Annotated in this window: 15 protein-coding genes; 2 read left to right on the forward strand and 13 right to left on the reverse strand. The window is 56.1% G+C overall.

The window, feature by feature from the left end; all coding sequences use genetic code 11:
• Both WBG04_RS05825 and WBG04_RS05830 read left to right on the forward strand, forming a co-directional pair.
• Nucleotides 1-4,840 (forward strand): lamin tail domain-containing protein (locus WBG04_RS05825; RefSeq protein WP_424313440.1); only part of this gene is annotated, 4,840 nt, incomplete at its 5' end.
• A 276-nt stretch (nucleotides 4,841-5,116) separates the two neighbouring features.
• Nucleotides 5,117-5,839 carry a DUF1559 domain-containing protein gene (locus WBG04_RS05830; RefSeq protein ID WP_424313441.1) on the forward strand — a complete coding sequence of 241 codons (723 nt, stop codon included), beginning with the start codon at nucleotides 5,117-5,119 and terminating at the stop codon, nucleotides 5,837-5,839.
• Between the two features lie 81 nt (nucleotides 5,840-5,920).
• On the opposite strand, the gene WBG04_RS05835 is transcribed toward WBG04_RS05830, so the two are convergent.
• From WBG04_RS05835 to WBG04_RS05895, 13 genes are all read right to left on the reverse strand, one after another.
• On the reverse strand, nucleotides 5,921-6,835 hold the full coding sequence (locus WBG04_RS05835) for an endonuclease/exonuclease/phosphatase family protein (protein WP_424313442.1): 915 nt from the start codon (nucleotides 6,833-6,835) through the stop codon (nucleotides 5,921-5,923).
• 13 nt (nucleotides 6,836-6,848) lie between these two features.
• Nucleotides 6,849-8,243 (reverse strand): sulfatase-like hydrolase/transferase, encoded by a 1,395-nt coding sequence (locus WBG04_RS05840; protein ID WP_424313443.1) that lies wholly within the window; start codon nucleotides 8,241-8,243, stop codon nucleotides 6,849-6,851.
• Between the two features lie 14 nt (nucleotides 8,244-8,257).
• On the reverse strand, nucleotides 8,258-9,700 hold the full coding sequence (locus tag WBG04_RS05845; protein WP_424313444.1) for a sulfatase family protein: 1,443 nt from the start codon (nucleotides 9,698-9,700) through the stop codon (nucleotides 8,258-8,260).
• A 36-nt stretch (nucleotides 9,701-9,736) separates the two neighbouring features.
• A complete protein-coding gene (locus WBG04_RS05850; protein ID WP_424313445.1) occupies nucleotides 9,737-11,056 on the reverse strand; it encodes a sulfatase in 1,320 nt (439 codons plus the stop codon).
• A gap of 138 nt (nucleotides 11,057-11,194) precedes the next feature.
• Entirely contained in the window at nucleotides 11,195-12,571 is a 1,377-nt protein-coding gene (locus WBG04_RS05855) for a sulfatase family protein (protein WP_424313446.1), read from the reverse strand.
• Nucleotides 12,568-13,953, reverse strand: coding sequence for a glycoside hydrolase family 71/99-like protein (locus tag WBG04_RS05860; RefSeq protein WP_424313447.1), 1,386 nt, complete (start codon nucleotides 13,951-13,953; stop codon nucleotides 12,568-12,570). The genes WBG04_RS05855 and WBG04_RS05860 overlap by 4 nt, the downstream gene beginning before the upstream one ends.
• A 1-nt stretch (nucleotide 13,954) precedes the next feature.
• Nucleotides 13,955-15,142, reverse strand: coding sequence for an ADP-ribosylglycohydrolase family protein (locus WBG04_RS05865; RefSeq protein WP_424313448.1), 1,188 nt, complete (start codon nucleotides 15,140-15,142; stop codon nucleotides 13,955-13,957).
• A 121-nt stretch (nucleotides 15,143-15,263) separates the two neighbouring features.
• On the reverse strand, nucleotides 15,264-16,823 hold the full coding sequence (locus WBG04_RS05870) for a DUF7133 domain-containing protein (protein ID WP_424313449.1): 1,560 nt from the start codon (nucleotides 16,821-16,823) through the stop codon (nucleotides 15,264-15,266).
• Nucleotides 16,824-16,879: 56 nt separating this feature from the next.
• Nucleotides 16,880-18,568, reverse strand: coding sequence for a family 16 glycoside hydrolase (locus tag WBG04_RS05875; protein ID WP_424313450.1), 1,689 nt, complete (start codon nucleotides 18,566-18,568; stop codon nucleotides 16,880-16,882).
• Between the two features lie 59 nt (nucleotides 18,569-18,627).
• The gene (locus WBG04_RS05880; RefSeq protein WP_424313451.1) at nucleotides 18,628-21,699 is read right to left on the reverse strand and encodes a glycoside hydrolase family 71/99-like protein; all 3,072 of its coding nucleotides are present in this window, start codon (nucleotides 21,697-21,699) and stop codon (nucleotides 18,628-18,630) included.
• A 146-nt stretch (nucleotides 21,700-21,845) separates the two neighbouring features.
• On the reverse strand, nucleotides 21,846-22,505 hold the full coding sequence (locus WBG04_RS05885; RefSeq protein WP_424313452.1) for a 3-keto-disaccharide hydrolase: 660 nt from the start codon (nucleotides 22,503-22,505) through the stop codon (nucleotides 21,846-21,848).
• A 26-nt stretch (nucleotides 22,506-22,531) separates the two neighbouring features.
• Nucleotides 22,532-23,890: a Gfo/Idh/MocA family protein gene (locus WBG04_RS05890; protein ID WP_424313453.1), complete on the reverse strand. Its 1,359-nt coding sequence runs from the start codon at nucleotides 23,888-23,890 to the stop codon at nucleotides 22,532-22,534.
• A gap of 207 nt (nucleotides 23,891-24,097) precedes the next feature.
• Complete coding sequence (locus tag WBG04_RS05895) at nucleotides 24,098-25,279, reverse strand: alkaline phosphatase D family protein (RefSeq protein ID WP_424313454.1); 1,182 nt, start codon at nucleotides 25,277-25,279, stop codon at nucleotides 24,098-24,100.
• Nucleotides 25,280-25,300 lie beyond the last annotated feature (21 nt).

Consider the following 25,300-nt stretch of genomic DNA (forward strand, 5'->3'; position numbering starts at 1 on the left):
TCCCGCCCCAGGAAAACCCATCCGACGCCTCCTCACGGCAGCGCTGCTCCTCGCGGCAGCCTCGCCGAGTCACGCCGAAGTCTCGATCAGCGAGTTCATGGCCAACAACGAGACGGGGATCAGCTCGTCGCTGGGCGGTTTCCCCGATTGGATTGAGATTCACAATGAAACCGGTGCCGCCCTCGATCTGGCGGGATGGTATCTGAGCGATGACCCGGCGAATCTCAGGAAATGGCAATTCCCCAGCACCGCAGCGACCTCGCCTCTGAGTGACGATGGCTATTTGCTGGTCTTTGCAGATGGATCCCCGGACGCGGTGATTGGCAACGAGATCCACGCGAACTTCAGACTCGCCGCAGGCGGGGAATACCTCGCGCTGATCGAGCCGGACGGTGAAACCATCGCCTACCAGTATAGTCCCGAATACCCCGATCAGAATGGAGACGTCTCCTACGGCATCGACTCCGCCAGCGGCCAACTCGCCTACTTCGCCAATCCGACACCAGGTGCGGCAAATGGCGCGGCCATCGCGACTTCCGTGCAATTTTCAGCCACGAGCCGGACTTTCAACACTCCCTTCGATCTGACGCTTTCGACGGCTTCAACCACGGCAGCCATCCACTACACGCTGGATGGCAGTTTACCGAATGCCACTTCGACACTCTACAACTCGGCGATCCCGATCAACACGACCACCCAAGTGCGTGCCCGATCCTTCGAGACAGGTCTTTTCAACGGACCGGTGAGCAGTGCGAGTTTCCTCCATCTCGACAATAACGCGGCGGAGTTCACGTCCGAAATCCCCGTAATCGTGATCGAGACTTTTGGCCAAGGTGAGCTCCCCCACCCTGACGACACCGATCGGCAAGCCGGTGAGATCATGATCTTCGAACCAAATGAAGGAGTCACTCGCTTGACCGATGATCCAACGATTACTTCGAGGACAGGCCTGAGGCGGAGGGGCGAATCGACCCTCCGCTCGACCAACAGCAAACCCAATCTATCCGTCGAAACCTGGGGTGAGATCGATGAGGAATCCCGTTCCATCGCGCCGCTTGGACTTCCGGCAGAGTCCGACTGGGTTCTGTATGCACCATGGACCATCGATACCGCCATGATCCGCAATCCCTTCATTTACGAGGTCAGCAATGAAGCGGGTCGCTACGCGGTCCGAACGCGCTATGTCGAGGTGTTCCTCAACCATCAGGGCGGGAGCATCACGGGTTCCGATGACTACTACGGGCTCTACATCCTGATGGAGAGAATCAAGCAGGGGCCGGATCGGGTCGACATCGCCAAGCTCTCTTCCGGCACGACCACGGAGCCGGATATTTCCGGCGGATACATCTGGAAAAAAGACAAGAGCGATCCGGATGATCAGAACCTGACCGCCGCCAACAAGCTCCTTACCGGCGTCTATCCCAATGACATGCCAACGGTCCAATTGAACTGGTTGACCGATGCCATCAACGCTGCGGATGCCCTGATTCCCAATGGCAACTACGAGTCGCTGATCGATGTGGAGTCCTTTGCCGACCACCATATTCTCAACGTCTTTGCCAACAATGCCGACGGCCTGAATTTCAGCACCTACTACCATAAAGATCGTAACGGACGGATCGAAATGGGACCCATCTGGGATTTTGACCGATCGATGGGTTGCGACATTGATGAACGTGCCTCCAATCCCGAGGTCTGGAGTCTGGCCACCGATACCAGATACTTTTTCCACAGCAATGGACCGCTTTGGTTTCGCTCGCTGGCATTCGACGACCCTGACTTCTGGGTGGTATGGGTGGACCGTTGGCAGGCCATGAGGGAAGGACCTCTTTCGGATATCGCGATGGCCGAACGGATTGAAAAAGCGCGCGCGGAGATCTCCAACGCCGCCATTCGAAACTATCAAAGGTGGTCTGGTGTGCTCGATGCCACCGAATGGAACGGAAAAGTGGACGTGATGAAAAACCACGTCCTGACCCGTGCCGGATGGATCGACGATCAACTGATTGATCCGCCCGCTTTGAATCATGGTGGCGGCCTCGTCAGCCCGGGATTCCAACTCAGTCTGAGCGGCCCTGAAACGAAATACTACACCACTGATGGCTCCGATCCACGCGCCAGCGGCGGTAATCCGTCGGGGACACCCTACTCGTCGCCGATCATCATCACCGAGAACACCCTGATCAAAACACGCGCGGGAAATGGAGAGGCCTTCGTGAATGCTCCAGCGACCTGGCCTTGGAGCGCCCTGACAGAAGCGGTGTTCATCGTTGAGCCTGCCCCGCTCGCCATCACCGAGATCATGTACCACCCGCGGCCACCGCAGGGCGCTGCCGAGGACGACTATTCGACTTCGGATTTCGAATTCATCGAAATCCAGAATACGAGCGAGGCTCCATGCAATCTGGTCGGAGTCAAATTTCTCGACGGCATCACCTTCGACTTCGCCAATCAATCACTGGCAGCAGGCGCCTATGGCGTGCTTGTCCGGAATCTGGAGGCTTTCAAAGCACGCTATCCAAATTGGGCCGCGCTGAACATTTTGGGCCACTTCGAAGGCCAACTGAGTGACGGGTCTGAAAAACTTGAACTCGGCTACGATGCCCCAGGTGTCGCAGCGCTGGCGGAATTCGAATATGAAGACAACTGGTATCCCGCGACCGATGGCGAAGGGTTTTCACTCGTCCTGGGGGACTCCCAAAGCGACCCGTCCTCGTGGAATCAGCGAGACGCGTGGCGACACTCCGCAGGGGTGGATGGTTCGCCAGGCATCGCCGATCCCGATCCTGCTTACGCTCAGGGGACACTGGTGATCAACGAGGTCATGGCGAATCCAGGCGCGCCGAATCCCGGTGACTGGATCGAACTTTTCAACACCACCGGCACCAGTATCGATATCAGTGACTGGTTCCTCAGTGACAGCCGAGGCAGTCTCAAAAAATACCGAATTCCAGCAGGCACCATCGTGCCACCAAACGGCTATGTGGTTTTCACCGAAGCCGATCACTTTGGGTCGGCCTTCACGCTGAACCCCTACGGTGATTCAGTCTACCTTTCCGCCGGTAGCGGTGGCGATCTCGTCGAGCCTGCCTTTCGCGCGAGCGTGAGTTTCGGCCCTCAAAACCCGGGAGTGACTTTCGGCAGGCATCTCCGAGCGGATGGCTCGGCCAGCTTCCCCGCCCTTTCATCGGCAAGTATCGGTAGCGCCAATGCGCCTCCTCGGGTCGGCCCCTTGGTGATCGATGAATTCATGTACCATCCAGTGACAGGTGGTCATGAGTACGTGGTGATCCGGAACATCTCGGACGTCACGGTTGAACTCTACGATCCAAGCAACCCAGCCAACACCTGGAAACTCGATGGCATCAATTTCGATTTCCCCCAAGGCATCCAACTCGGCTCTAACAACACGCTTCTTCTGGTTCGCGATACGATCACTCCAGAACAATTCCGGCTCGCCAATCAGGTGCCTCCATCCACCGAGATCTTCAGCTACTCGGGTGCTCTCGACAATGATGCCGACACTTTGGAACTAAAGTACCCCGCCGCTCCGGACACCGGGACGAGTTACGTTCCCTACCTCGTCGCCGATCAGGTGAGCTATCGCGACGATAGCCCCTGGCCGGCTCAAGCCGATGGAGGTGGGAAAGCACTCGGGCGACTCGCCCATGCGGCCTATGGCGACGATCCGGCAAACTGGCAGGCAATCCCCTCGGACTATGGTCCGACGGTCACTTCCCTGACGGTCCTTTCCGGCCTTGGCAGCGGAGCATACACTTCCGGTTCAGTCGTCCCAATCCAGGCAGACGGAGCAACGAACGGCAGAACCTTCGTCAGGTGGATCGGCAATGTGTCCACCGTCGCGGATACCAGGTCCGCGTTAACGACACTGACCATACCCACCCAGGACCTGACGCTGACGGCCTTGTATGCCGATGACGATGAACTGATCGCTGCCGATGCGAGTTGGAAATTTCACGATGATGGCGAGGACCTCGGCACTTCGTGGCGATCAAGGACATTCAATGACTCCACATGGCCGGAGGGCAGGGCGCAGCTGGGTTACGGGGACGGGGACGAAGCGACGACGATCAACTTCGGTGGGGACGAGGATCAGAAATTCATGACGAGCTACTTCAGGAGAACGTTTTCGGTAAACAATGCCTCGGAAGTCTCAGCCCTGCGACTTGAGTTGCTCCGCGATGACGGCGCGGTGGTTTACTTGAATGGCACCGAAGTCGCCCGGGACAACATGCCCGCCGGAGTCATCAACTATCTGACTCCAGCCTCCACCACCACGGGTGGAGCTTCGGAAGACACCTTCTTCGACCATCCCCTCGATCCGACAGATCTAGTAGACGGAACGAATGTCATCGCGGTGGAGGTGCATCAAAGAGTCGGAACCAGCAGCGACCTTTCCTTCGCAGCTCGACTCATTGCCATCCAGCCGACAAACACCTCGACCCTCGATGGTGATGCCGACGGCATGGATGACGATTGGGAAAGAAATTACTTCGAAACCACGGAAGCCGCGTCTCCCAATCTGGACTCCGACGGGGATGGCATCAGCAATTTGGACGAGTTTGTGGCAGGTACTCTGCCGAACGACTCCTCTTCCTTCTTCCACATCGAAAGCATCTTGAGACTGAATTCCAACGAGGGCTTCCAACTCACCTGGACTCCGTCACCCGGCCGCCTGTATTTTGTCGAATGGACCGATGATCTGAGCAAGCCCTTCACCCGGATCGCGGACGACATCTCCGAGGGAAGCTACATCGATAGGGACCACTCCGAAGACCCAACCGGGTTCTACACGGTTGGAGTTAGGTTCGATGAATGATCAGACCGGCCGATCCCACGGGCCAAGGCTGACAATGCACCTACTCGAGGATGGCAGTCCGAAAAGAGCCGCTTTTTCTCAATTCGCTGCTGCCCCTCATTGATCACGCCGGGAACCACGCAGCGACCTAGACTGCCGTTTCCACCTAGAAAAAACGTTTAACTTTTTCAGGGCCCTACCTTGACATTGGCGGATAAGAGTGGTTCCCTTTGGGTGAAGTCGCGCGTCCACCGTCTTGCGAGCCCTGCGAGTTGGATCCGGAAACTGTAAGAATCAATGAACAAACCCAAAATTGATAAAAGGTTTAATCACCGAATTTGGAGAAGATCCCGGTTCCGTGGGGTGACTCTCACCGAACTGATGGTGGTGATTGTCATCATCATTGTGCTCGCTTCGCTTTCCTTTCCGATTTCCAAACGTTTGAAGAATTCGGCAAATGCTGCGGTTTGTGCCTCAAACCTCAGGCAGGTGGGATCAGCCCTGCTCATGTACGCGACTGATAACCACCAGCAGCTGCCTCCGCTTCAGCCGCCTCTCAATCGCGAGACGGGAAAACGAGGCGACATCTGGCCGGGGCTCTTGGCCAGGGCCGGCTACATGTGGGATGGCACGGGCCAGATGCCGTGCGGCACAGGGGTTTGGACCTGCCCTGACTGCGATTTCATGTCGAACGCCTACGGCGGCTATGGAGTCGCTGAGGACACGGTCTTTGTTTATGGCGAGAAGAGGCCGGTGGGCACAAGCATCTCCGGCTCCCTGAAGTTGAACATGGTCAAGCAACCGTCCCGAACTTGGCTCGTTGGCGATGCCACGCGAAGCGCGAATGAACCCAACAAAGGCTGGTATGCCATCTGGTCGAATCCAAGCCGCTGGGACGGACACGGACCGGCGGAAAGGCACCGCGGCAAAGCTAATGTCTGCATGGTCGACGGCAGTGTCGTCGCTCTCACCAAAAAGGAAATCGAGGAGGCTGAGCTCACCCAAAATGTGGTCCGGTAGGGCTCCGACGATCCAACTTGTGGTTCCAGTCTCGGGACGGCCTCCAAAGCACCGCCACAGCGGAAAGTCGCGAAGACAAGTTCAAGGGCCCGCAGCAAACATCAAGGTCGCCGTTACAGGAAAATGGTCCGAAGGATAGAGACCATCTTGTTGAAAGCGATCGATGGCTGCTGCTTCGACCGTGGTTCCCTGCGGAACGAAGACATGGTCAATCTTACCTCCTTCGGTCAGACCTTTGAACGAGTGGCCGGTTCGAACTTCAATCGCATCTGGATGATTCACCCGAAACGAATCCAGCATCTTGATTGGAGTCGTCTCAATGTCTTCGCCACCCGCCAAGGCAACTGCCTCCCCCTTCAAATAGCGAATCGCTGGATTGTCTTCTGCCGCATTGAAATCCCCCATCAGGATGAAGGGAGCATTCGATTCGCTGCGTTCGGCAATCCTTTCGGAAATCAATCGCGCGGACTGCTCTCTCGCCTCCTGGGAGACGTGATCAAAGTGAGTATTGAAAACATAGAACGGGCGATCGCTCGGCTTGTCGCGAAGCAAGGCCCAGGTGCAGATACGAACCACCTCGTTCCCCCAGTGTTTGGAACCAGGGACCTCAGGGGTGTTGGACAACCAGAAGGTGCCATGATCGACGAGATGGAATCGATCCCTACGAAAGAAAATGGAACAGGTCTCCCCTTCCTCGGCGCCATCATCACGACCGACTCCGACGCGGTGGTAGGGACTGAGCACCGCTTCGAGATCCCCGATTTGGGAAAAGAAGGCTTCCTGCATTCCTATGACGTCGGCATCCAAATGCCGAATTGCATCCGCGACACGAGTTTGCCGCGTGTCCCAGTGGTTGACGCCCTTATCCCGAGTGGTGAGGTAGCGGATATTGAAGCTCACGACCTTGAGGCGCAAGTCGTCGGATACTGAAAGATCTGCTGCCCTGCTTGGAGAGAACAAGCAGACGGCCAGAAGAAAGAAGGCTCTCAATTGCATGGTGGTTTTTGGACTATTTCTGAGGTTCTTGTCGCAGCATCGACTTCAGAAAGCGTTGATGAGCCTCCTTGAGACGCTCCACGATTTCGGGATACTCCGCGGCGAGATCGAGAGACTCCGTTGGATCCTCCGCCAGATTGAAAAGCGGCAATGGATTCGAGAAACGCGCGGGGATGATCCCGGGGTACTGTCCGGGACCGGGCTGTTCTTCTGGAGCGATGATCGTCACGCCGTCGGGCCACGGATTGAGCATGGGCTGCGACTCAACATCGCTCTTCTTCAAATAGCGCGGCTCTTCAAGATAGAGTTTCCAGTCACCGTCGCGGATGGTGATGATCTTTTCATTGTGGGCGGTGAAGATGGGCCGACGACCAAAATGCTCACCCTTCAGCGCCGGAATGATGTCTTTTCCGTCGAGCACGACGTCTTCCGGCAAGGGGACACCTGCCAATTCTAACAGAGTAGGAAAAAGGTCCAGCGACCAAAGCGGAGTGGCGACTTCCTTTCCCGCGGGAAACACAGCGGGATAGCGAATGATGAATGGCACTCGGACACCTCCTTCCCAGGCTGAGGCTTTCCGACCCTTGAGGCCACCCGTACTGCCACCATACGAGGGCCCGTTATCGGACATGAAAATGAACACCGTGCGATCAAGAATCCCTGCTTGTTCGAGGGCCTGCCGGACAGCAGCCACCGACCCGTCCATCTCACGGATCACATCGGCATAAAGATCCTCCGGCGTTTCCGGCGTGTAGTAATTCTCCGAAGCGGCGAGCGGCTTGTGGGGCATCGCGTGTGGCAAGTAGAGAAAGAAGGGCTCCTGCTTGTGTTCTTCAATAAACTTCACTGCACGCGCGGTGTATTTCTCAGTCAACAAACTCTGATCCACTGGATCCTCAACCACCTTGTCCCGATCGAAAAGCTGCACCGGCAGCATGTCGTTGGAGTAGAGAATCCCGTAGTAGTCTTCGAAGCCTTGGCGCGCAGGCAGGAAGGGGTCGACATGGCCCAGATGCCACTTCCCGATGCACGCAGTGGCATAGCCGGCTTTCCCGAAGACCTCGCCCAGGGTCAACTCCGAGGGACTCAGACCGACATCATCGTGAGTGCCCGGATGAGGATTGCGGGTCATGCCATGCCTGAAGGGGAAGCGTCCTGTTAGAAGCGATGCCCGCGAGGGAGCACAGTAGGGGACGGGCACATAGAAGTCCGTCGCCCGAACACCCTCGTTCGCGAGCCGATCAATCGCAGGCGTTCGGTATTCCTTCTGTCCATAGCACGACAAGTCGCCATAGCCGAGGTCATCGGCCAGAATCAGGACGACATTCGGCTTCTGACTGAGATCATCCGCCGCCGCTAAAAAGGGAATCATGCAGGCGACAAAGAGACAGGTCTGGAATACGTTCATTGTCGGATAGAAACTTAATGAGGACGACTGCTTGGCGAATCGACGATTTTCTTCATCTCCGCGTTCAGGCGGGCCACAATCTCGGGATGCTTGTGGTAGAGATTCGTTTTCTCCGCCCGATCTTTGCGGAGATTGTAAAGTTGCCCCGGAGGATCACCCGCTTTGCTTGGTTGGGATTTCGAGAAACCTCCCGAGCCCGGTTTGTCGATGAGTTTCCAATCGCCTGAACGAATCATCATCGTCGAACTTCCAGTTTCCATCACGATCGGACCGCGGATGGGCTCCTGCTCAGATTGGCGACTCTCCAATACGGGAAGAATGCTGAAGCTGTCCGGCCCCGCATCGGCAGGAAGATCGACATCACAAATGTCAGCGAAAGTGGCGAGGAGATCCGTAAAACAGATGGTCTGCGCACTGACGGACCCCGCCTTCACCTTTCCAGGCCACCTGACGATGAAGGGCATCCGATGCCCTCCTTCCCAGGCATCACCCTTCATGCCGCGCAAGCCACCAACTGAATCGTGCCCGAATCTCTCCATGTCGTCCGGATACCAAACCGGTCCGTTATCGGAGCTGAATACCACCAGCGTTTCGCCTGCAAGATCCGCCTTATCGATCGCTGCCAGCACCTGTCCGATCTGCGCGTCGACCATCATCTGGAAATCGCCGTACATCCCGGCACCGCTTTTCCCGACGAATTCCTCCGCTGGAAGCCATGGTGTGTGGGGCGCGGTGTAGGCCAAATAAAGAAAGAGCGGCTCGCGGTCACTCGACGCCTTGGCACTCGTCGCATACGTCTGAATCACCTCACAGGCCTGGTCGGTGAGATCACCGAGGACATCGTCAAGGTCCAGATCTGGCGCGATGCCACCTTCGCGCCAGAAGGCTCCTTGGATCGGCGACCAGCCTTCAGATTCATTCGCTTCGATCCGATCCGTCGGAGGACTCACCGCACGATCCCCTTTGATATAAAAATACGGCGGAATATCGGTCGAGGCACGCATCCCGAAGAAGCTGTCAAAACCACGATCCACCGGCCCGCCCGGCAATACCTGCTCGTAGCCATTTTCGCGAAAGCCGAGATGCCACTTGCCGACCATCGCGGTGTGGTAATCCTGATCCTGCAATAGGGAAGCGATGGTCGTCTGATCCTCCTCGATCAGCGGATGAGTCCTCCACTTCGAAACATCGGTGCGAAAGGGATAGCGGCCCGTCATCAATCCATAACGAGAGGGATGACAAAGTGGTCCAGCGGCATGGGCATCCGTGAACCTCATTCCCTCACGGGCAAGTCGATCAATGTTCGGGGTGGGGATTTTTGATTCCGGATTATAACAACTCGCATCTCCGTATCCCATATCGTCCGTAAGGATGATCACGATATTGGGCTTCTGCTGGGCAGCGCTCGCCACGGTGATGGCAAACACCGCCACAAGAATTCGAATCGAGGCAGGCATGTTCTGATGGGTGGTTGGGTGGGTAGTGAAAATCGCTTAGTCGGTATCTGGAAAGCCGATCGCAAGAAGCTCCTGCAATTCGCTCCGTATCGCAGCACGTTCAGGATTCCCGCTTAGATTGTAGTATTCGTCTTTGTCGACATCGTGATCGTAGAGCTCGATCCCCAGGTCGCCATCCGGGCCCCATTCGGTATAGCGCCAGCGCTTCGTCCGCACACTGCGCCCCACCTTGTTACCTCGAACCACCTGCGAATAGGCCGCCTCCTTACCCGGCAGCTTCGGGTTGTCCAAGACCGGACGCAGGCTCTCACCCGCGAGTTGGTGTAGCGCTTTGAGTCCCGCGTAGTCGATCATCGTCGGGTAGAGATCGATGAATTCGATCAAGGCATTTGTCGGCTTGCCCATCCCCTTGGCTCCAGGCACCCAGGCTATCATCGGAGCGCGGGATCCCGCTTCGTGGACGGTGACCTTGTTCCACCACTCATGTTCTCCGAGGTGGTAGCCATGATCTCCTATGAGGATCACCATCGTGTTCTCCCACAGCTTCAGCCGATCCATGGTCGCGAAAATCTTGCCTAACTGGGCATCGGCGAAACTGACACAGGCATGATAGGCGCGCTTGAATTCACGACGTTCCTTGTCGGTGAAGTCGGCAAAATCCTTGCCATTGGGAATGGCGTACTTCACTTGGTCCGAGCGGTCGTCCGGAACCTCAGCCAACACGGTGGAACCCTCAGGATAGAGGTCGAAATACTTCTTCGGAGCGATGAACGGGTCGTGTGGTTTGTGGAGCCCGAACGCCAGGAAGAACGGCCTTTCATGATGCTCTTCGAGAATTTCAAGAGCGACCTTCGTATTGAGTCCGTCAGGTTGATCCTCATCATCGCCTTCCGCTGCCAGCCATTGGCACCAAGCAAGGCGGCCATCGGTCAGGTTACGCCCTTCGCCTTTCCTTCCCAACTTGGTGCCTTCGCGCAAGGCGTCATAAAAGTAATCCCATGAGAGAGGATCCTTGAACAATGCCGGCTTGCCATCCGGATCCTGACCCAAGTGGAAAATCTTGCCGATACCGGCGGTGAAGTAGCCATTCTGACGGAAAAGCTGAGGCAAACTCACGGTGTCGGGTAGCTTCGTCCGGAACGGGACGCTATTCGAAACAATGCCACTTTCATCGGGTCGCAATCCTGAGAGGAAAGAGGAGCGACTTGGATTGCAGACTGGATACTGAGCGTAGGCATTATTGCAGAGCATGCCCATGTTTGCCAAGCGGTCGAAATTTGGCGAGATGACTCCTTCCGCCCCGTAGCATCCAAGTTCCGGCCGGAGATCATCAACCACGATGAACAGCACGTTCATCGGCTTTGAGTTTTCAATCTGTGCAGAAGCCGGCAGCCAAAAGCATGCGGCGAGCACAAAACCGAGCCCTCCTTGCAAAAGCTTGCAGATGGACGCTCTCAGCTTCTCTGTGTGATGCTTGAAATGAGTTTTCATAAATCAATGACTGGATTCTTTGCCCTCTGAACGGGGCTGACCCCATGGTACTACTCCGCCCATTTGAATGTGCTTTCGAAGTCGATCGGTGAGATCGCCCAATTTCGCCTGATTCGAACCAGCGAGATCCACCTTCTCCTCAGGATCCTTCTCAAGGTGATAGAGCTCGAGCGGGCTGAACGGATCGTTCTGCATGAGCTTCCAACCGTCATGAATTATGGCTTCATAGCTCTTTCCTCCGTAGCGACGCCCACCCTCACGACGCACGAAATAGAGCTCCCTTGAATTCGGAAGCTCACCGCCCCGTAGAATGGGAACCAGACTCACGGCGTCAATCCTCGCAGGTGCTTCTGCGCCCGCCAGCTCCAGGAAGGTCGGAAAGAGATCGAAGACGAGGCCTTGGTAGTTGCTCTCACCACCGGCAGGAATTTTTCCGGGCCAACGAACGGCAAAGGGCACTCGCAAGCCGCCATCGTAGTGTTCCTGCTTTCCTCCACGCCATGGATCGTTGTTCTGGGCGTAGTGAAGGGCACCCCCGTTGTCCGAGGTGAAAACCACGATGGTATCCTCCTCAAGGCCCGCGCTCTTGATCGCTGTTAGAACCTTGCCTATGCAGTCATCGAGGTGTTCGACAAAGGCCACATTCATGGCTCGCTTTTCATCAAGCTCCGGTTCGCGATCGCGCACCTTTTCAAGCCAGGCTTCCGGTGGTTCGATCGGGAAGTGAGGCGCGTTGTAAGCGAGGTAGAGAAAGAAGGGCTTCGAAGCTTCGCTCTGATCCTCCAGGTAATCGCAGGCCCATTCCGTAAACAGCTCGGTCGCATGCCCCTGAGGATCGATCTTCTTTTCGTTCAGCCGCATGTAGTTTTCTCCATGCCGCCGGTGCGTCGTATAGCTATCCATCATGTCGCCTAGGAAACCGTGGAAGTGCTGAAACCCGCGCTTATTGGGCGTATTGGGTGCCTCCAATCCGAGATGCCACTTTCCGATGATGGCGGTGTGATACCCGACCTTCCCCAGCTCGTCCGCAAGCGTCGGGACTCCGGGCGCAAGAAAACCCCAGGAGTCAGCAGGATCAGTACGGATGACTCCCGGAACTCCAACTCGATCGGCATAGCGACCTGTGAGAAGAGCGGCACGCGAGGGGGAGCAGACCGTGCAGTTTGCCCGCATGGCCGAAAACAGCATCCCTTCCTTCGCCATGCGGTCAATGTTCGGCGTGAAGACATCCTCCGCGCCATGGATCGAAACATCACCATAGCCAAGATCATCCGCATAGATGACGAGCAGGTTGGGCTGGGAAGGGACCGTCGCCCCCACTCCGATTCCGACGCAAGGGAGAAGGCTAGCGAAAACGGCACGGCTGAGTTTGGACATCATGGATTCAACTCTTTGGGAATCGCATCAGTGACTGGAGTCTCATCCCGCAACAACCGGCCCGCTTCTCCAGCGAGGCGCAGATAGAAGTCACTTGGAAGCCCCTCAAGGGTCAGAAACTTGGAATCCCTGCCGGTCGGAGGTTGGTTGGTGCACTTGAAGATGGCGGTCCCTTCGTCGACCTCGTCGAACATCGCCACGTAGATCATGTCGGCACCTGCCTGCTTGGTCGCGACGATCTGTGACCACATGAAACCACCCTTGAGCCGCGGAATCGATCCGAGCTCATCTCCTTTGAGATTGTGCCAACTGAATCCCGGGAAGATCACCGGCATGTAACCGCGATCGTGCTCGCGAGTCCAGACGACATCCTTGCTCCAGTATTTCTCGGCGTGTCTTTTGACATCATCCGGGGAGCGGTAGCGCCCCACGGTCCAGGGACTCAAAATATCGGCCTTCAGTAGCACTCGATGAAGGTCCGGACCTTGAAAGGCATCCTTGTCCTGAGCCCGCCAACCTGTGGCCGTACCAAGCATCACACTGCATCCGTCTGCTTTAAATTTGCTGATCAACGCTTCGCAGGACATCAGGTCAGGGCGGCGTTTGATCTTGTCATTGAAGCCAACTCCCCAGATCGCGACCAGCGGCTTCCCCTCATAGTGCTGAAACGCGGGATCCTTTGTGATCTCCATCTTCTCCCGCAGCATCTTCCAATCATCAAAGACCGAGGCAATCGCATCATCTGGAATTCCCGTGATGTCATACATAACCGTATAAGTTCTCCCGTAGCGATTGGCGCCTTCCCGCGCACTCGATAACACCTTGTCCTTGTGATACCGCATGACCGGATCCTTCAAGCCGTTGGCGAATCGTTGCACAAACGCCCCGTCGATGCCGTAGTCCTTCATCCACTTGAAGTGGCGCAAGACCGTCTTCCGATTGTGGGAACTGAATGTCCTGGCGACGCTTCCATCGGCAAAGCGAAAGCCCGTATCGTAGAGCTCGTCATCGTCATACTCCGAAATATCCGGCCACAGATCGACCGTCACATTTCCAGGCCCAAATGGTTTCTTTCGATTCTTTGCCCAGTGTGTCCAGCCGAGTCCTGATCCATCGCCTTCACAGTTGAACCAACCCTGATAGCCCGTCATCACCTTGCCTTTCAGTGTCCCAGGATCCGAGCCTCGAATCGAAGGTCCGCTGTAGGGTTTCAGCACCTCCTCTTTTGGCACAGAGGCCGCTGAATAGGAAATGATCAGGTAAAACAGCAGGCAGGCAAGAAGCGATCCAGACCGGAATGTCGTCCGCATCACCTTTTTGTTGAACGGCTTGCTGCAACCAGGCGTCACAGCTGCAAGACCGAATGCAAGGAGTCTTTCTTTCATTTCACTGGTCGGGGTAATCATTGCTCCAAGCTTTGAGAGTTAGCGCCATCGTGCGATCAATGATGTCGTCCAGGGTGAAAACGTTCGGTAGACCGTCGCGCGTGTAGTTCAAGTAGCGGTTGTTGAATGGCACTTCCCATGGCTTTCCGGTTGGCAAACCACAGGTTAGCTCGCGTGGCAATTTCGCAGCCCCGTGAAGCACGCCGAGAAGCGCACCTACCGTGGCTGCCTGGTTATCACAGTCGTATCCGGCACTCACAGCAATGCCGAGCGATGTCTTGATCTCGCCCTCGCCCCACAGGATCGCCATCACACCTGCCAGCCCATTGCACAAGGAATGGGTGACGGACGGCTTGATCGTAATGCCGTTGCGGTCATAGGCGTAGTAGTTTTTGTGAAGCCGTTCGCGTGCCTCGCGCCAGTCGATACCCTCGGCCTTCCAAGCAATCAGGTCCACCATACCCTCGCGGAACGGACTCGGTTCCGGAATGACCTGCAGCGAGTCCTTCACCATGGCGATTACGTCATCTTCGACGAAGGCGCGGCTGATCATGTAGGCATAGAATCGAGTCGGGTGCGTGCCGAACGAATCGCTGGTGATGCGTGCGCCCCACTCGGCCCGTTCCACCGCATTCTCCGGCTGGCCGGCGTAGATCGCCGACCAGATCTCGTTCACCAGTTGAGGGTCGATCTGATCCCAGTGCGTGTTGTTTTCCTTTTGCCCGGTCGCCGGGGCTGCCATTCCCTGCTCCATCAGCGCGCGGGCCTCGAAGTTGGCTACCCAGATATTCCGGTTGATGTGCTTCTTCCACATCGCGGTGATCTCGTCGTAGCTGAGATCGAGCCCGTATTTCTCCACGGCGTGCAGTGTCACCAGCTCGATATCGGTGTCGTCGTCCGACCAGCTCCCTTGGAAGGTATTGGCCACCTCGCGGATCGCGCCTCGCATATCGCCTTTCGCAAAGCGTGCGTCCTTCGGCATGTTGCTCCACGAGTAGTACTCGGTCACAAGAAAGGGAATGGCCTCAGCGGTATATGAGTTCTCAAAAGGCAGCCCCATGAAATTCCCCACCAGCTGACCCTGCCAGAAACCCGCGATCTTATCGCGTAGCTGGCTCTTGGGAAGTGGAACAGCGGCAGCAAGGGTCTGCGTCAGCGAAACGGCGAGTAGCCAAAAGATTGTTTTCATGGTTGGGAAAGTGGAGACCGCGGGACAACTCCAGCCGTAAATTCAATTTCGACCGGGGCGGCCAAGACGGTAGAACTCTGCGGGATTGGATACATCTGCTTCAAAACGAATCGAGGGGCCTTTAATTAGGTATGAGGGCGTTGCTATCCTGACCCCCCTTCTCTTCCTTCTCCGGCACTGTTTCTACGGTGATTTCCTCGTAGTCGTATTGCCTGGGTTCCGGCGGAGAATTTTCCAACAGCCGATTGACGGTATACGCGACATTGCTGTTTGCGAGCGGTGATCCGTCATCGGCACTCAGTCCGATCATCTGAAGATCGTGAATGTAGTAGCAAGCCAGCTCCTCCAACTCGATTTCCACCGTGCGGCGATCATCCGAGACATGCACCGATTTCACCGCGACCTTCCGCTTGTCATACTGCTGGCTTCCGTAGGCCTCATGATAGCCATAGAAGTAGCGCTCGAATTGATAAGCATCTTTGTTAGAGGCTACCTCGACATTGAGTGGCTTGGTGAATGTCAGCCTGAAACCCTTCCGGGTCAGATTCATTGTCAGGACATCCATCGGTGGCTTCCCGTCCCAGATGATCCGGCTGATCCCTTTCTCTCCCGGCCAGGTATGCTTGGTGTGACCGACGTAAAGACTGCTGTCCGGGCCAAAGGCCAGTCGATTGGCCCCCTTGGGCAGCTCGATCCCTTCGAGAAACGGTATGCAGGCGCCTTGCAACTGGCCGTCCACTTCTTCGAGCATGATCCGCAGAATGCGGCTCTGGTTCATTTCGCCGACAAACAACTGACCATGAAAGGGACCGAAGCCGCCATCTTGATCGTCCACCAGCGGTTGGCTCGGCGAGTTCGACATGCTTCCATACGGAAAGACCACTGCAGCGCGGGTGCGATAGCTATCGAGTTTCTTCGCGCCCATAAGAAGAGCAGGTTCCTCCGCGTCGGGACGCCAGTTGAAGCTAGCCGCATGGCCATAGAACTCGTTCTTCTGGATGTGGAAGAGTTTGCAGGCACCGACCCAGTCCCCCTGGTTGTCAGTTGCGAAAAGATTTCCCTCGAGATCAAACCCGATCCCATTGGGGGTGCGCAGACCGCTTGCCCACGGGATCGTTTCGCCCGTGCCCATATCATGCTTCATGATCCACCCACGATAGGGCACGGATGCGTGCATTCGCCCTGGCCGCCCGTTCTGCTTGTACTTGCCCCGAACAATCTGGCGGATTCCATCGCCATTGGAGCCGGTACCCAGCGCAAAGAAAATGTCCCCACGCGCATCGGCCACCGGAGTGAAGTTGAATTCGTGGTAATTCCCGGAAAGGCCAAACTGATCACTCAAGCACTCGTAGCGATCCGCCCTGCCATCGCCATCCTCATCAACCACCCGGGTCAACTCCGGCCGCTGGGTGACGATAAAATCATGGTCTCTCACCGCAAGCATCCCCAACGGGTTGTGCAGGCCTTCGGCAAAGAGCGTCCAGATCCGGGACTCGGGTTCCATCAACCAGATTTCCCCCACGGGTAGACAAACCGCCAACTTGCCACCCGGTGTGAAACAAAGCGCATCAATCTGCTGCGTCTGATGAATCGTGGGAGGAGTCGGAACCATTTCCACGCGATAGTTTTCCCGGGCATGCAGCAGCGAAGCGGCAAAACACAGCAGCGTGATCCAGAGCATAAAACCCTCACTCTTTCTCGGGGAGATTTTACTCCCGTTCATACTCCTTGTTCCGTTCATGGGTCGATTTCCTCAATGGTAATACTGAAAGACTTGGCTTCATCCGCAGTCAGTTCCAAAACGCCTTCCGCCAGAGTTCCGGTCGTGGTCATGATCCGCACAGAATCCTGTGGATCGAGAGTGACCCGCACAGGCTCACCTTTGCTATCGATTCTGAAGGTGCGGACAATCCCGCTTCCTTCGGCGTTGGACGTAATCAGCTCGTGGATATCACAGCCCGACGAGCGGTAGTGAAACTCCGGATGCTTATTGACAAGCCGGTAGCCCAAGAACTGAGGAAGACCGGCGGAAGCCGAACCGATCCGGATCGGAAAATCGATTGCCTGGGTGGTGTCATAAACCGGCTTCTTGTGATTGTGAGTATTGGGATCCTCGACCTGTTCGCGGGTGATGAGGGAATGACGAGTGCGATAGTAGGGCTTGCCCATCAACTTCACGTCCGGCTTGCCATTGCTGGACCAATGCAGACTCCGATCCGCGATGAATCCTCCTTCGCGCCAGACATACCGAAGGCGACATTCCCCTGCGTCCCAGCAGAAGTTCTGCCCGCCCACCAGCGCCACGGCAAAGGCAGCCGGGGAGGCACCGGGCATGAAAGTTCTGACGATGGTAGGTCTGTCTGAATACGGAGGGGCATCACGGATTTTGTCTTCAGCGAGACCATTCGTCTTATCGAGTGACTCGGGAAAGGGGAATTCCCTCATCAGCTTGACGGCCGAGCTGTCCTGTTGACCCAGCTGGCGGATCTTTGCCACATCTTCCGCTTTGATCACCGAACCAACGTTGCCGTAGCTATTGCGGACATAGTTGATTACCGCGGCGATCTGCTCGTCATCAAAAAGGGTCAGTGGTGGCATGTAAGCGCTGTAGACCTCACCATTCACCATGATCGGCCCTTCCAGCCCATTCAGAACCAGGGTAATCAAGCGGTCGGAATTGTCACTGACCCACGGACTGTTCACGAGTGGCGGAACCGCACCGCTAATGCCCTTACCATCGCTTTGATGGCAGGCGAAGCATCCTCCGGGTCCGTTGTACAACGCTTTTCCCACCTCAAAATCCAAGCTTCGGATTTTGATGTTTCTGAACCAGACCGGGTCGCCATGATCCTGCAGCATGATGGTTCCCGCCTCACGGGCAAATGACGGATGCTCGCGGTACTTGCTCTTCCCGAATCGTTCACTCCACTCCTCGGAGTCCATGTCGATTTCCATCACCTTGACTCCATCGAGCCAATGCTGGAGGTAGCCGTCGCTCGCGACGATACGACCTTTATGGAAGGCTCGGCGGCTCTTGTCATCAGACGGCAGCTTGTTGGTGGCCTCTTTGATATCATAAAGAGCGGCGACTTGATGCAGCGGGGTCTCTTCCGCATGTCCGTCATCCCAAATCTGGTATTCCGCACCGAGATCATTTTTGAAGCGATACTTGACTCCACTATTTCCGCCCTCCGACACCATGAACTCGAAGACCAGCTCGAAGTTCTTGAATTTTTCCTTGGTATGAAGGTCCAATTTCTCGGGCAAACAACGCAGCGATCCATCTTCGACCACCCAATTCTCATTCGCTTGCCAGGCATCGAGATTCGTTCCATCAAAGAGGGTAATCCATTCTTCGGACCGAAGGTGTGTCGCTAGAAATAGTGACGTGATCAAAGTCAGAACGATGCTTGATTTCGTCAACATGCTGAAAACATTTTGTGATTCTACGATACTTCAGGCATGAAGCCCGAATAAGTGAAAGGTTAGTCTCTGGCCGGGCGCTGGAGACGGAAAAACTCGGCTGGCTCCAGAAACTCGGGCTCATAGTGAACTTTCGAATCACCGATGGTGATCCCGGAAGCCTCCTCCCAACTCAATGGCTTGAGCGTCGTTGAATGATAGAGCCTCCATCCCGTCGCATCGTATGCTACTGGCCACTCCAATCGACCATCATGGAATTCCAGGGCAGGTCCTTTGCCGCTGAGTGCCCCTCCTCGATCCTCAGGAATGAAGACACTGACACGGCGAATCGGAATCGCATTTCCTCCGCCAAGGGCGATGCGAAAATCAGATCCATTGTTCTGGCGATTCTCGAAAAGACCATCGGAGATTCTCCAGCGGATATTCCTCCAGCCTCCCCTCGCTGGCGGAATGATCGTGGTGGGATGATTGGTGTAAACTCCGTCGGCCCCATCGTACTGAAGACGGATATTTGTTCCGGAATAGTCATCATAGAACTCGATCTCGATTGCAAATTCCTGATCCGCTCCATCGACGAAGGCATCATCGATATCAAAATAGAAGTAGCTTCCGACCGCGAGTGTCCGGCAATCGTGACCACCAACGAACGCCCCTTGGGTGATTCCGTCAGCGGGTTGGATGTGGTCCAGTCCCGCAGAAACATTGCTGGTGCCGAGATGGATCGTGGCGTCGTCGCCACCATGGACACCAAGTGGCACGGCATTCACCGCCGGCGTATTCGAGGAAAGCGGACGGAAATCGTTGAGCATCTCTTTGCCAGCCGCACTTAGCTGAAGATACCAAAAGGGGTCGCGACCTTCATTGTCGATGTACTTCCCCCAGGCACTGTGCGGCTCCGGAGGATTGTCGGACATCGGCATGATGGCCGTAGCTTCATCGTACTCATCAAACATGCCGAGGAAGATCTGGTCCGCCCCGCAAGCCACGGCGTTGTAGATCCGGTCCCAATAAAAGTCTCCACCTGCCCTTGGCGTGTATTGGGTGTCAGGCTCCAGCCTGTAGAGGTTATGCCAGGAGAACCCGGGCCAGGCATGCGGCAGGATCTTCATGCCCCAGTTGTTGAGCCGGGTTTTCTGACTGTTGAGATCCACGAGGCTGCGCTCCATCCACGCGAGCAGCTGATCGTATTTCTGATAGTGGTTGAACCAATCCGTATTGCTTTCCCAACTGGAATGGACACCGCCGATCAGGTAGAGGTTCTGAGTATTGAACCAGTCTAGGATGGCGTCGGCTTCCGCAAGACTCAGGCCTTCCCGGCCGGGCACGGAAAAACCCCAGATAAAGAGCACCGGCTTGCCGTCTTCATGAAGGTAGCGGGGATCATCAAGAATGCCGACTTCGTTGACGAGGTAGTTCCAGTCGTTGGTGATCACCTCGAAAGGATTGGGATCATTGCTCATCGAGCTGACGTCATACTCGATCGCCCAAACGCGACCTTCCTTGTTGGCGGCCTTGCGGACGTTATCGAGAACGAACTCGGATGCCCCGTAATAGCCGCTGTTGTTTCGAGTCACAAAACGCTGGAGGTAGGCCCCATCGATGTCGTGCTTCCGCATCCAGCGAAAGTGACGCTGAACGGTTTCAGGATCACGCGAGGAAAAGACGTAAGCTGGCCGGCCATCCTGAAGCGACATCTCACCCGCTGGATAAATGCGGTTTGGCTCGTACTCATCGATCCAGGGCCACTGGTCGATGGTGATCTCCGTTGGCGACGGTGGAGTCGACGACGAACGCCCCCAGTGAATCCAGCCCTCATCGCCAAGATCGTTGGGAGTCGCGAACCAGCCCTGATAACCGGTCATGACCTTGCCCACGAGCGTCTTGGGACAGGTGAAGTCCTTGGTCGGCCCGGTGTAGGGCTCGAGCCAAGGTTCGGAGAGGACGTATTCAAAATCGGGATCAGGAAATGGTGTCGAACTCAACAGCACACTGGCCACCTTGAACGGCACCCCGTTATTGTTTCCCAATTGAAGTCGGAAATCATTCCCGCCGTTCTGGCGATTGGCGAAGCGGGGGTTCTCAAACTTGTGATAGGAATAGGCGAATCCCCCACGATTGACCCGACTTGAGCGCGTATGAATCTCAGACAGCCGAAACCGGTCCGCGATCGTCTCGCCGAAATTGGAATCATAGGTGACGGTTAGATAACCTCGATCGACATCCAAATACTCCACTTGCACGTAAACCGGTGCGCCGATTGGAAACAATCCGTCCGCGAGGTTGAAATAGAGCATGTTATTGGCACTCCAGACCGACTTCCCCTGAACACTTTCCGTGGTGAAATATCCCTCACTCCCCGGCCCGCTGACCGTCGGCTGCGCGATCAATGGATCTTCTGGACTCGGGAGATCGCCGGAGATCGCGGTGATGGTCAACATTCCCGGATTTCGTGAATTCCAGTCCATGATGATCGAACCGTTCCCACCGTAGGCGGTCAGAATCCCGGAATCGATGAAGCTCTGAATCTCGGCACGATGATCGACTCGGAGAAGTACGGTGCCACCGGTAATATCGGCTGTCCCACGCGCGATCTCGAGGCGGTTTGCAGTCAGGGTTCCTCCATTCAACTGAATATGAGGGACGACATTGGTGTCATCGAATGACTCACCCACCCGCACAAAGGTTTCAACATTCACCGTCCCACCATTCATTCGGAACTCCATGTCGTGCGTTCCCGGCTCGTCCTGTTGACCGATCAGGAGCCTGCTCTGAAAATTGGCGCTTGCTCCCGGCTCGACGATGATCAGGGAACTCCGGTTGTAGGGGCCGGACCAGTCGGTCGTTGTTAGGTTCGCCCCTGCAGCCAAGCGGAGCACTCCGCCGGGCCCGTTGTCTCCCGTGACGAGGTGCTTGATGGTGACCGTGTTCGAAAGCACACATTCCGCAGCCCCATTGACATTGAGCACCGCCTTGAAGCCGGCTCCGGGAGCGACTCCCCCGGTCCAGTTGGCACCTTCGGACCATTCCCCGGCTGCCGGAGGAACGACACCATTCGCCGCCGGGTTCCAGACCACCGTCTGAGCGGCGGCCAAAGCTGCACCACAGGCAAGCAACAGAAGTGACTTCGAAACCACGCCACCCTTCAGACGAGGAGAAGCGCCCGCCAAAAAGCCGCACCCATGTCGAGATTTTGGATCAGGCAGACCGCGTTCGGACGGGATCCCATTATCAGGGTAAAGGGACATGATACGGACTCGATAATGGGTTTTGTGAAAACAGATCAGTCCAAGGGCTTGATCCTCAGATTGCGATAGTAGACCGGTGCTTGCTCCTTGCCGTGAAGCCCTTGGAACCCAATGGGGCCTTTCCGGGCGTAGTCCTTCAGCGCGACGGCGAACTTGTTGGGCGTCCCGTCCGGGTTCTTGTGGGCCTCGTTCCAGCGGTCGAGATCGACATCGAGAACCTGCTCTCCATTGAACACCAAAGTGATCGAGGGACCTTTGCAGGTAATCGTGAAGCGATTCCACTCACCGATTGGTTTCGCCATGCTCTTGCTCGGTGGGCAGGCATCATAGATGCCGCCGACCATGCCAATCGGACTGTCGTCCGTTGATTCATGGACCTGGATCTCCAAGGCCTTGAGAACGTTGGAAATGTCGCTCGAGCGCAGGAAAACCCCACTGTTAGACGCCTTCTCAACTTTGAACTCCAGATCGAGCACGAAGTCGGAATAGGAGGCCTTGGTCCAAAGTGTATGGCGGTCACGGGCAACCAGAACGCCATCTTCGATGGTCCACTTTCCGGCATCAACCGCGTTCGAAAGGTCAGGTTTGAAGAGGCTTTCCCAATCCTCCGTATTCGGATGCTCGGCGGCGAAGAGAGGAAGTGAGATCAGACCGAAGGCCGAGAGGGCGAGTGCAATGAGCTTGGGTTTCATCATGGGGATCAAGGTGTGATGTTTCGAGATCAGGTAAGCTCAGGCTCCCACCCGGCACGGTACTTCCGCTTGAGCATTTCCTGCACTTCAGGCATGCCGCGCGCCTCCATCTTCTCCATGTCCCAGTCGATGCGCTTGCCGCTTCTCACCGCAAGGTTTCCAGCGAGCACCATTTCGGTCAGTGGGCCGGCATGATCCTCGAAGTTCGAAACCGGCTTGGGACCTTCGCCACGGATGGCACGGCAGAGTTCCTGGGTCGGGCCACCCTTGACTCGCGGATAGACCCTCGGAATCGTCCTCGCCTTTTTCATGAGAGTCTCGGGGAAGAGTATCGGCGAAGTACTACAGTAGGCGTCGTTAAAGAAGATCGTCCCCTCGGTCCCCACAAACACCTGGCCAAAGCCCTTGTTCAATTCGAGATCATCCGGAATGCCGGGAGGGCGGACGAATTCCTTGTCGGTATTGGGATCACCGACTCCATCCTGCCAGACGACCTTGACTGGACCCCGACTCCCCTTGGCAGGAAAATCGTAGATGATTGTCGCCCGCTTGGGTGCCATGTTTTCATCGAATGGGGAGACCTTGCTCGCCTCGACCACAAAGTCGCCCTTGAGATCCAGCGCCCAGAAGGCGGAATTCATGCTGTGACAACCGATGTCGCCAAGCGCACCACATCCATAATCCCAGAAACCACGCCACTTGAAGGGGTGGATTTCAGGACTGTAGGGCCGGTCGGTTGCACAAGTCCCTTGCCAGACATCCCAGTCGAGTGTCGCGGGAACGGGGTCGGAGGGAAAGCTGAGGCCGGTTCCCTGCGGCCAGATCGGGCGATTCGTCCAGTAGTAAACCTCCTTCACCTCGCCGATCAGTCCGGCCTCGATCCACTCGCGAAGGAGGCGGGTTCCCTGCATGGTCGCGCCCTGATTTCCCATCACGGTAAGCACACCTTTTTCCTCGGCGTAGTTGGACAAGGCGCGTGTTTCCCACAATGAGTTGCACATCGGTTTCTGAACCATCACCGGCTTGCCAAGGCGGATCGCCTCGCAGGCGATCGGAAAGTGCATGTGGTCCGGTGTCGAAACCGTGACGACGTCAATTTGATCGCCCACTTCGGCGAACATTTCGCGATAGTCGGAGAAGAAGCGGGCATCGGGATACTTCTCAATCGCCCACTTCGCCATGTTCTTGTCGACGTCACAAAGAAACGCGATTCGATTGCCAGGTGCGATCTCTGAGATGTCGCTCTTACCCTTTCCTCCGCAGCCAATGGCCGCGACGTTAAGCTGTCCTAGAGCTGACTCCTCGCCCAACAGAAGATTGGGAGCGAGTGCGCTACCAAAAAGGGTCGAAGCGGTTTTGATGAAGGTACGGCGGGATGGGTGCATCATTTTTCTGGATTTTGAGAAGGGTTTAGAGATTGGTCGCGACGCTCAACAAGCTCACGCTGGAGCTGCTTGATACGCTAGGTGTATCGTTTAATCATTCAACAAATTTTTTGTTCTTATTCGTTACCCCCCTCCAGTCCGACCAATGGGCCCTCTGGAAAGGATCAAGGAGCACCCACGTCGTTGTCTTGGGGCACCACCGGAAATGCGTCAGGGAGTCAACTCACTCAATCGGATAGTTTTTCCATCATTGAGCTTCTCTTCCTCAAAGAACCGAAAGGACAACGAAGGGTCCTCAAGCGTGGTGTCCACTTCGATCATGGCCCAAGGCCTGATCTTGTTTCTCGCGATTCCTGAGGAGGTGATCTGGGTCACGGGATAACCCATCCCATGATCCTGTTGTTTGAATTCGTTGCGATGGATGTCACCCGAGTGAAACAGGACCCCGGAGATGCGGTGCTCTTTTACAAATCCGGCGATCACCTTGAGCTCATCAGGATACTTGGAGCTCATGATATCGTAGCCATTCACCACGACCTTGAATGGCGCTCGCGAGGCCTTCAACTGCTCGAATAACCATGCTCTCTGAGCGCGGCCGAACTGAGTTTTTTGCGGGCTGTTCGGTGCCCGCTCATCGGTCCGGTGATAACGGCCATCCATGACGAAGTAATCCACGTCCGCCCATTTGAATGAATAGAACACACCCGGAATTTCTTCCGTCCCATAAGAGGGATTCGCCCAAACATCGCGGAATGCTCTCAGTGAGGTTTCTTTACCCGCCGTCCCGGCATGGGAGTCATTGGGGCCGAAATCATGATCATCCCAAGTGGCATAATTCGGCACATTCGCGAGGATCCAATCGAAACCCTTCACCGAACGCTGTTTGAGATGATGCTCCCAAAGGACCTCATACCCGGTGCTATCGGCATAAACATTGTCTCCAACCATCAGATGAAAATCCGGCTTCTCCCGCCTCACCTGACCCCATGCCTCCTGCACCGGGAACTGCTTGAAGTCGATGCATGAGGTGAGGGCATAGCGAAACTTCGCCGGCTTTCCCTGCGGAGGAGCGGTGACGAAACTCCCGCGCGACGACTCTCCGCCCGCAGCACCGATCTTGAATTCATACTTCGTCCTGGGAGCCAGTCCTTCGAGTTGCCCCAGGAACACTCCCGGGCTGCCCCTACGAGGCCGGATGACTGCTTCCTCGGATGAATCCTCGCCAGATTCCGCTGGCCAGAAATTCACGGTTAGAATCTCCGCTTCAGCATCTTGAACCCAAATGAGACAAGACTCATCAGTCGTATGACCAACCATCGGACCCGACATGACCTGCGCTTCGAGAGCCGGGACCGATATCAGGAACGCGATGGCGATGGATTGGTTTTTCATCAGCAGGGCAGCTGGCAGACA

Origin of the sequence: Haloferula sp. (assembly GCF_049672945.1) — a bacterium.
In the GTDB taxonomy this organism is placed as follows: domain Bacteria; phylum Verrucomicrobiota; class Verrucomicrobiia; order Verrucomicrobiales; family Akkermansiaceae; genus Haloferula.

What these genes read in the sequence shown, in the direction of transcription:
- WBG04_RS05830 (WP_424313441.1), top strand. Translation starts at nt 5,117, where the DNA reads ATGAACAAACCCAAAATTGATAAAAGGTTTAATCACCGAATTTGGAGA.
- WBG04_RS05855 (WP_424313446.1), bottom strand. Translation starts at nt 12,571, where the DNA reads ATGATGTCCAAACTCAGCCGTGCCGTTTTCGCTAGCCTTCTCCCTTGC.
- WBG04_RS05895 (WP_424313454.1), bottom strand. Translation starts at nt 25,279, where the DNA reads ATGAAAAACCAATCCATCGCCATCGCGTTCCTGATATCGGTCCCGGCT.
- WBG04_RS05845 (WP_424313444.1), bottom strand. Translation starts at nt 9,700, where the DNA reads ATGCCTGCCTCGATTCGAATTCTTGTGGCGGTGTTTGCCATCACCGTG.
- WBG04_RS05850 (WP_424313445.1), bottom strand. Translation starts at nt 11,056, where the DNA reads ATGAACGTGCTGTTCATCGTGGTTGATGATCTCCGGCCGGAACTTGGA.
- WBG04_RS05840 (WP_424313443.1), bottom strand. Translation starts at nt 8,243, where the DNA reads ATGAACGTATTCCAGACCTGTCTCTTTGTCGCCTGCATGATTCCCTTT.
- WBG04_RS05865 (WP_424313448.1), bottom strand. Translation starts at nt 15,142, where the DNA reads ATGAAAACAATCTTTTGGCTACTCGCCGTTTCGCTGACGCAGACCCTT.
- WBG04_RS05885 (WP_424313452.1), bottom strand. Translation starts at nt 22,505, where the DNA reads ATGATGAAACCCAAGCTCATTGCACTCGCCCTCTCGGCCTTCGGTCTG.
- WBG04_RS05890 (WP_424313453.1), bottom strand. Translation starts at nt 23,890, where the DNA reads ATGATGCACCCATCCCGCCGTACCTTCATCAAAACCGCTTCGACCCTT.
- WBG04_RS05870 (WP_424313449.1), bottom strand. Translation starts at nt 16,823, where the DNA reads ATGCTCTGGATCACGCTGCTGTGTTTTGCCGCTTCGCTGCTGCATGCC.
- WBG04_RS05835 (WP_424313442.1), bottom strand. Translation starts at nt 6,835, where the DNA reads ATGCAATTGAGAGCCTTCTTTCTTCTGGCCGTCTGCTTGTTCTCTCCA.
- WBG04_RS05860 (WP_424313447.1), bottom strand. Translation starts at nt 13,953, where the DNA reads ATGAAAGAAAGACTCCTTGCATTCGGTCTTGCAGCTGTGACGCCTGGT.
- WBG04_RS05875 (WP_424313450.1), bottom strand. Translation starts at nt 18,568, where the DNA reads ATGTTGACGAAATCAAGCATCGTTCTGACTTTGATCACGTCACTATTT.